The organism is Frankia gtarii, assembly GCF_025403375.1.
GTDB classification, from domain to species: domain Bacteria; phylum Actinomycetota; class Actinomycetes; order Frankiales; family Frankiaceae; genus Frankia; species Frankia gtarii.
Window position 1 is genome coordinate 1 of sequence record NZ_JAMPTM010000326.1, and the last position, 7,053, is coordinate 7,053.

The window sequence follows — 7,053 nt, forward strand, 5'->3', positions numbered from 1 at the left end:
GGAACGAGGCCTCGGCCCCCCCGGCGACCGGCGCACCGCCGGCAGGCGGGCGGCGGACGCGACGGGCGGTGACATGCCCGGCCCCGCCCGGGGCGGGAGGATGTCCAGCGGGCTGGTGACGATCGTCTCCGCCGCGTCACCGGGGCGGACGAGGCGGCGCAGCAGCTCCTCGGCGGTGGGCCGGCCGGCCGGCTCCCGGCGCATCGCGGCGCGTACCACGGCGGCCAGCGCCGGGTCGAGGTCGCCGAGCGCGGGGTCGGTGTGCTGGAGCCGGCGCAGCTGGGCCGACGTCGGACCCTCCCCGAACGGCTTGCGCCCACTGCCCGCGAAGATCACCAGTCCGCCCCAGGAGAAGATGTCGGCGGCGCTCGTCACGGTCTCGCCGCGGGCCTGCTCGGGAGCCATGAACGCCGGGGTTCCCGCGACCCGGCCCGACGGCCCGCTGGGCGCCTCGTCGGTGACCCGGGCCAGCCCGAAATCGATCACCCGCGCACCCAGCGGGGAGAGCAGCACGTTGGTCGGGGTGAGATCGCGGTGCACCAGGCCCGCGCCGTGGACGGCGGTCAGGGCTGCGGCGACGCTGACCGCGACGCGCTCCAGGTCGGCCGAACCCAGCGGGCCGTGGGTGGCGACGGCGTGGGCCAGCGTCGGGCCGTCGATGAATTCGGTGACGAGGTACGGCTGCCCGTCCGGGGGGTCGACGACGTCGAGAACCTCCGCGGTGCAGAAGCGGGCGACGCGGCGGGCCACGGCGGCCTCGCGCCGGAACCGCTCACGGTAGCGGGGGATGCGGGCGACGTCCGCGCGGATGACCTTCACGGCGACCAGGCCGGTGTCGCGGCTGCGGCCGAGGAAGACGGTGCCCATGCCGCCCTCACCGAGGCGACCGAGAAGCCGGTAGTCGCCGAGTTCGCGCGGGTCGCCGGGGCGCAGCGGGTCCGGACGGGTGGTGAGCCCGGTCGTTGTTTCCCGCGACTCGGTCACCTCGTCGACGTTTTCGCGCGAATCCACCATTCCTCCCTACGGCCGAGCGGGAATCGGGAACAGGGCGCCTGCTGAATTGTCGGTGACCGATCGTCCTCCCGGTCATCCTTATCGCGAACTCGACACCACCGACGGCGCACTTCCCCCACGCCTGTCGGCCGCCGACGGTCTCCCGATGTCACCGACGCAACTGCCCCGCGACGGCGCGACAGGGGCCCGAAAAGGCCATCGGGGCTGACCGGCCGGCCTGCTCACGAGGGGTGCTGCCGGCCCGGTAACGGTTGTGGCATCGGGGCTACTGCCACCCGGGCCGCCGCATATTTCCCGGCCGATACCTCATCACCCGGCAGACCGGCAGAAACCTTGACGGAAATCACGGGGAACGCTCCCCCGCCGTCGATCCGCCGGCCCCGGATCGGCAATAGCTCGCACGTCCCACGAACGGGTAGTCGGAGTCCCTGCGCCGGGTACCCCCCCTGCCGGCCAGCCCCCTGGCGGCCCCACTGCCGGATGCGCTGCCGGATGCGCTGCCGGATGCGCTGCCCAAGCAGTGGTCAGGGGTGTCCGGCGGCGTGGCCGGCGATGAGCATCCGGGCCGTGGCGACGGCCGCGGCGGCGGCCTGGTCGACGCTGCGGCGATGCTGGGCGAACACGCCGTCGAGGTGGAACACCGCGTGCCCGTGGGCCTGGGCGAGGTGCTGCTCGACGAGCAGGAGCGCGTCGCGGTAGCTCGCCACCGCGGGCAGGGCCAGCACGAGCAGGAGCAGCGTGTCGAGCAGGGCCCGGGTCTGCGCGCCGAGCTGCGGGTGGCGGCTGCCCGCCAGCGCCGGGGCGAACAGGACGTCCATCCCGGCGCGGCGTTCGATGACGAACCTGGTGTAGGCGCCGGCGGTGGCGGCCAGCCGCTCCACCGGATCGGCGCCGGCGTGGTCGGCGGCCGCGCGCAGCTGCCCGGTGAGCTGGCGCGCCGCGGCGGCGGCGGCCGCCGCGAGCAGGCTGTCGCGGTCGGGGAAGTGCCGGTACGGCGCCGCCGAGCTCACCCCGACGCGGCGGGCGACCGCGGCGACGGAGAAGGCCGCCAGGCCGCCCTGGGCGATCAGGTCGAGGGCGCCGGCCACCAGCGCGGCCGCCAGATCACCGTGGTGGTAGGAGCTGCGCGCGGGGGCCCGCCGATCCGGCTCGCCGGACGCCGCCGGGCCGGCCGTCTCCACCGGACCGGTCGCCTTCACCGGGCCGGTCGGCTCCACGGGGTGGACGGACTCCACCATCGCCGCCTCCGGTCCCGACGCCTGGACGTCTGTGCACCATACAATGGAAGTGAGCGTGCTCTTACATTGTGGGGTCGGGGTGCCGGCGCCGGGGGCCGTTCGCAGACTTTCGTCCGCGTCACACAGCGATCATCACGGCCCTCGCCGCGTTCCCCGCGGTGCACCCGCCCGGCGGCGGCGAGGGCTCGAGGGAGTTCCATGGCCACCACCGCAGCGCTGGTCATCCCCAGCCCGGGCGCCAAGTTCGAGCGCTCGACGGTCGAACGCCGCGAGCTGCGCGACCGTGATGTCCTCATCGACATCAAGTACGCCGGCATCTGCCACAGCGACATCCACCAGGCCAAGGAGGAGTGGGGCCGGGGCACCTACCCGCTCGTTCCCGGCCACGAGATCGCCGGTGTGGTCGCCGCGGTCGGCCCGGGGGTGACGACGTACGCCGTCGGCGACCGGGTCGGCGTGGGCTGCTTCGTCGACTCGTGCGGCGAGTGCGAGACCTGCGAGGCCGACGAGGAGCAGTACTGCCTCAAGGGCGCGGTGCCGACGTACAACGGCAAGGGCTACGACGGCGAGATCACCTACGGCGGCTACAGCCAGAGCGTCGTCGTCACCGAGCACTTCGTCGTGCGCATCCCGGAGGCGCTGCCCTTCGACGCGGCGGCCCCGCTGCTGTGCGCCGGGATCACCGTCTACTCGCCGCTGCGGCACTGGAACGCCGGTCCTGGCACGAAGGTCGCCGTCGTCGGCATGGGCGGGCTCGGCCACATGGCCGTCAAGATCGCCCACGCGCTCGGCGCCGAGGTGACCGTGCTCAGCCAGACGCTGAGCAAGGAGGAGGACGGCCTGCGCCTCGGCGCCGACCACTACTACGCCACCGGCGACACCGCGACGTTCAAGACGCTGCGCCGCTCGTTCGATCTGATCATCAACACCGTGTCGGTGAACCTGCCGCTGGACGCCTACCTCGGCCTGCTGCGCATCAACGGCACGATGGTCAACCTGGGCGCGCCGCCCCAGGCGAGCACGTTCAGCGTGTTCTCGTTGCTGGGTGGGCGGCGCAGCCTCGCCGGTTCCAGCGTCGGGGGCATCCGCGAGACCCAGGAGATGCTCGACTTCTGCGCCGAGCACGGAATCTCCTCGGAGATCGAGCTCATCGGCGCCGACGAGGTCGACGAGGCCTACGAGCGGGTGCTGCGCAGCGACGTGCGCTACCGATTCGTCATCGACATCGCCACCCTGACCCAGGAATAACCCCCGGGCCCAGGAAAATCCCGGGCCCAGCAGTAGACCAGGCCGTGGCCGTACGGGCCGCGGCTGCACCGGCCGGCCGCGCCGGCGCCGGACACCGTTCCGGACCGGCGCGGCCGGCCGCGCTGACCTGCGCCTCAACCCGACGGCAGCAGGAAAAGAGCCAGGATAAGTTCATCGTCAACATTATCCTTGGCATCATTGTTTTCCCGGTCCCGAGAGATATTGACATCACCTTTCCCGCGCGCTGTTTGTTTACATGACATTCACAGCGCGCGCCGTTTCGACCTCGCCGGGCCCGCTACGATTCCTTTCGGGTTCGCCGCACGGCACCCGCCCCGGCCTACCAGCCGGAACGAAAGTCGTAGGCCAGCCACGCGATTGCCGACCACTCAGTAGCGGTCCGCAGCGTCGATCCGGAAACGAGGACCCTCATGCCATTCGTCATCACCGCCGGGTGTATTGATGTCAAGGACGGCGCCTGCCTGGAAGGATGCCCGGCCGACTGCATCTACGAGGGCGGCCGCAAGATGTACATCAACCCGGACGAGTGCACCGACTGCGGGGCCTGCGCGGTCGCCTGCCCCGTCGGCGCGGTCCTCAGTGACGACCGGATAAAGGCGAAGGACCAGGAGTTCCTCGACAGCGAGGCGGCGTTCTTCACCGACATCCTCCCGGGCCGCGACGAGCCGCTGGGCGAGCCCGGCGGCGCCACCCGCCTCGGCAAGATCAAGGCCGACACCCCCTTCGTGGCCGCATACGAGAAGTGACGCCCCGCGGGAGGCCCGGCCATCCCCCCGGCCGGGCCTCCCGCGCGGGACCCGCGGAGCGCGGATCGCATGTCCCTCCGGGATCGCGTTGGTCGGTTCCGGACGTCGGGACGGTCCGGGCGGCCGGGGAGTTGGCCATCGGACGGTGCGTGAGGTCGTCGTCTCGTCCGGTGCGGGTGAGCAGCCCGGTGAGCGGCGGCCGCGTCGTGGCGGGGAGCAGCACGACGTCGAGGGACTCGTCGTCGTCGCCCGACCAGGTCAGGGCCGCCCACCTGCCGTGGCGGGCGGCGAGCGCGTGGAACTTGTTCGGGATCGGGTGTGGCGTGGGCGTACGGTCCGCTGTGCAGCCGCCGGTTGGGGACTCCGGTCACCCGCAGCGGCGCCGGGACGTCCGTCGCCATCAACCGGGACAGCCGGTCGAGGTTGGTCAGCTGGGAGCCCCAGGCAACAGTCGGGATCGCCGTGACCGATCGGACCTCGGCTGGGGCTGTCGACAGCACGACGTCGTAGCGGTAGCGGGTGAGCTCGTTGTGCGCCCGGCCGCGCTTTATGCGCAGGTCGACCCCGACGATCCGCGGCCGGTCCCGGGTCAGGTGGTCCCACAGGGCCGGGTCGACGAGCAGCTCGGTATCTCCGGCGCCGGCCACGGCCGCCGCCGACGGTGCGTGCTGCCTGACGGCGGCTCGCAGATGACCGTGCAGCCGCAGGTTGCGCACGTCGCCGACGAAGATGTGTCCGCCGGGTGTCAGCAGGCCCAACGCGACGTCGAGGACCTCGGTCAGGTAGTCCCGGCTGGGGAAGTACTGCACGACCGAGTTGAGGATGATCAGGTCGTAGCCGCTGGCGCGCAGGCCGTCGGTGACGTGGCCCGGCTGCGCGCGCAGCTCGACGCGGCGGTGCAGGTCGGGACGCTGCTCACGCAGGTCCCGGTCGAGGGTGTCGAGCGCCACCGAGGACAGGTCGGTGCCCGTGTAATGCTCGCAGTGCTCAGCGAGCGGCACGAGCAGCGCGCCGCTACCCACTCCGATCTCGAGCACCCGTCGAGGCCGGTACTCCCGGATGCGCTCCACGGTGGCGTCGCGCCACTCCCGCATCTCGTCGACGGGGATCGGGGTGCCGTCGTAGCTGGAGTTCCAGCCGGTGAAGTCCTCTCCCACGGCCGGGCGATCGGTGCCGGTATGGGCGTGGTCGTAGACCGCCCGCCAGGTCTCGATCCAGGCCAGGTCCTCGGCGCTCGGTCCGTCGACCATCTCGCCGGCGGATGGGGCGGCTGGTCCGCTGGCCGCGCGCGCGGCCGTTGCGCCTGCGGGTCGAGCAGCGGAGCCGATGCCCGCTACCGCGGTGACGGTGGCGGTGACGGTGGCGGTGGCGAGGGCCTGGACGGCACGGTCTGCACGCTCCTGCTCGGCGTCGCGATCCCAGATCTCCGCGTCCGGAATGGCGTCGGGGAGGTGGTCCTCGAGCAGCCGTAGCCGCGGAGTAAGCCAGGCGCGCAGCAGCCAGACAGTGAGCAGGAACCCGCTGATCACCACGACGAACCCGAGCCCTCGGCCCGGCCCGGTGCCCAGGACCGGGCCCACCGAGTCGGACAGCGCGCCACCGGGTTCGAGCGTGCGCCGCAGGACGTTGTCGGCGAGCGGTCCCATCACCAGGTAGCCGATCGGCAGGAACACGGTGACCACGATGAGGAACAGCGAGTTCACCCGTCCCTGCAGTTCCAGACCGACCTTCGTCTGCAGCAGCGCCATCCAGTGGCCGTCGATCAGCGCCTCGCTGAAGGCGAGCCCGAACATGCCGACGGCGATCAGCCAGGGTGCCCCGGCCAGACCGATGACCATGATGGCCACGTTGCTCGCGGCGGTGGCGAGCAACATGCCGTGGGTCCGGCGCCGGGTACCACCCCAGATGCTCATGGTCAGCGCCCCGACCAGCGCCCCGACGCCGCCCGCGGCCAACACCACGCCGAGCGTGCCGACTCCGTGATCGAGCAGCACCATCGGCTGGATGAGGGTGAAGCCGATGGCGTAAAGAATGTGGTCGCCGACGAAGAACAGCATCAGCGCCCGCAGCCCTGGCCGGCGCAGCACGTAGTGGACCCCCCGGGCCAGCTGCCTGCGCATCGACTCCTCGCGGCGGCGGAACAGCCGGTCGGGGAACCGGACGACCGCGACAGTGCCCACCGCCACGGCGAAGGTGGCCGCGTCGATCAGCAGGATGGTGCCCAGCGGCAGCACGGTCAGCAGCCCCGCGCCGATCATGGGCGCGAACAGCGCCCCCATTCCGGCGCCGAGTTGGACGATGCCGCTGGCGTGGCCGAGGAACGGTTTGGGTACCAGCTGGGCCACGGCCGCCAGGAAGGCCGGTCGTTGGAAGGCTGCGGCGACCGAAGTCAGCCCGCACAGCAGACAGATCTCCAGCAGGTTCGGCCGGTTGAGGGCGACGAGCACGGCCATGGCGAGCGTGGTGGCTCCTGCGGTGACGTCGGCGACCAGCATCACGGCGCGCCGGTCGTAGCGGTCGGCCACCGCGCCGGCGACGGGGCCGACCAGGACGCCGGGCAGCAGGGAGACCGCGGCCGTCGTGGCGAAGGCGGAGATCCGGCCGGTGTGATCGAGCACCCACACACTCATGATGAGCAGGCTCAGCGCGCTGCCGATGGCGGAGACGAGCTGTCCGGCGGCCACCACCGCGAACCGGCCGAAGCCGGGACGTGGATCCGGCGACCGGCGGCGGGGCCCGTTCACCGCCCTGCCGCTGGCGGCGGCGTGAGCGGCGGCGGCGTGGGC

Annotated in this window: 4 protein-coding genes and 1 pseudogene; 2 read left to right on the top strand and 3 right to left on the bottom strand. The window is 72.3% G+C overall.

Features of this window, described 5'->3' with window-relative positions; all coding sequences use genetic code 11:
* Both NBZ83_RS28460 and NBZ83_RS28465 read right to left on the bottom strand, forming a co-directional pair.
* A partial coding sequence (locus NBZ83_RS28460) for a serine/threonine-protein kinase (RefSeq protein ID WP_261576166.1) occupies positions 1 to 1,011 on the bottom strand: 1,011 nt, incomplete at its 3' end.
* 527 nt (positions 1,012 to 1,538) lie between these two features.
* Positions 1,539 to 2,252, bottom strand: coding sequence for a TetR/AcrR family transcriptional regulator (locus NBZ83_RS28465; protein ID WP_261576167.1), 714 nt, complete (start codon positions 2,250 to 2,252; stop codon positions 1,539 to 1,541).
* A 198-nt stretch (positions 2,253 to 2,450) separates the two neighbouring features.
* Here NBZ83_RS28465 and NBZ83_RS28470 point away from each other — a divergent pair, with 198 nt between their 5' ends.
* Both NBZ83_RS28470 and fdxA read left to right on the top strand, forming a co-directional pair.
* Positions 2,451 to 3,500: an NAD(P)-dependent alcohol dehydrogenase gene (locus NBZ83_RS28470; protein ID WP_261569888.1), complete on the top strand. Its 1,050-nt coding sequence runs from the start codon at positions 2,451 to 2,453 to the stop codon at positions 3,498 to 3,500.
* A gap of 431 nt (positions 3,501 to 3,931) precedes the next feature.
* The gene (gene fdxA, locus NBZ83_RS28475; protein WP_136448136.1) at positions 3,932 to 4,267 is read left to right on the top strand and encodes a ferredoxin; all 336 of its coding nucleotides are present in this window, start codon (positions 3,932 to 3,934) and stop codon (positions 4,265 to 4,267) included.
* A 719-nt stretch (positions 4,268 to 4,986) separates the two neighbouring features.
* Here the strand turns inward: fdxA and NBZ83_RS28480 are convergent.
* A pseudogene (locus tag NBZ83_RS28480) lies at positions 4,987 to 7,011 on the bottom strand (MFS transporter); the annotation flags it as partial.
* Between the last annotated feature and the right edge of the window lie 42 nt (positions 7,012 to 7,053).

Bases quoted from the DNA above. Each gene is read 5' to 3' on its own strand.
- NBZ83_RS28465 (WP_261576167.1), bottom strand. From the start codon at position 2,252: ATGGTGGAGTCCGTCCACCCCGTGGAGCCGACCGGCCCGGTGAAGGCG.
- NBZ83_RS28470 (WP_261569888.1), top strand. From the start codon at position 2,451: ATGGCCACCACCGCAGCGCTGGTCATCCCCAGCCCGGGCGCCAAGTTC.
- fdxA (WP_136448136.1), top strand. From the start codon at position 3,932: ATGCCATTCGTCATCACCGCCGGGTGTATTGATGTCAAGGACGGCGCC.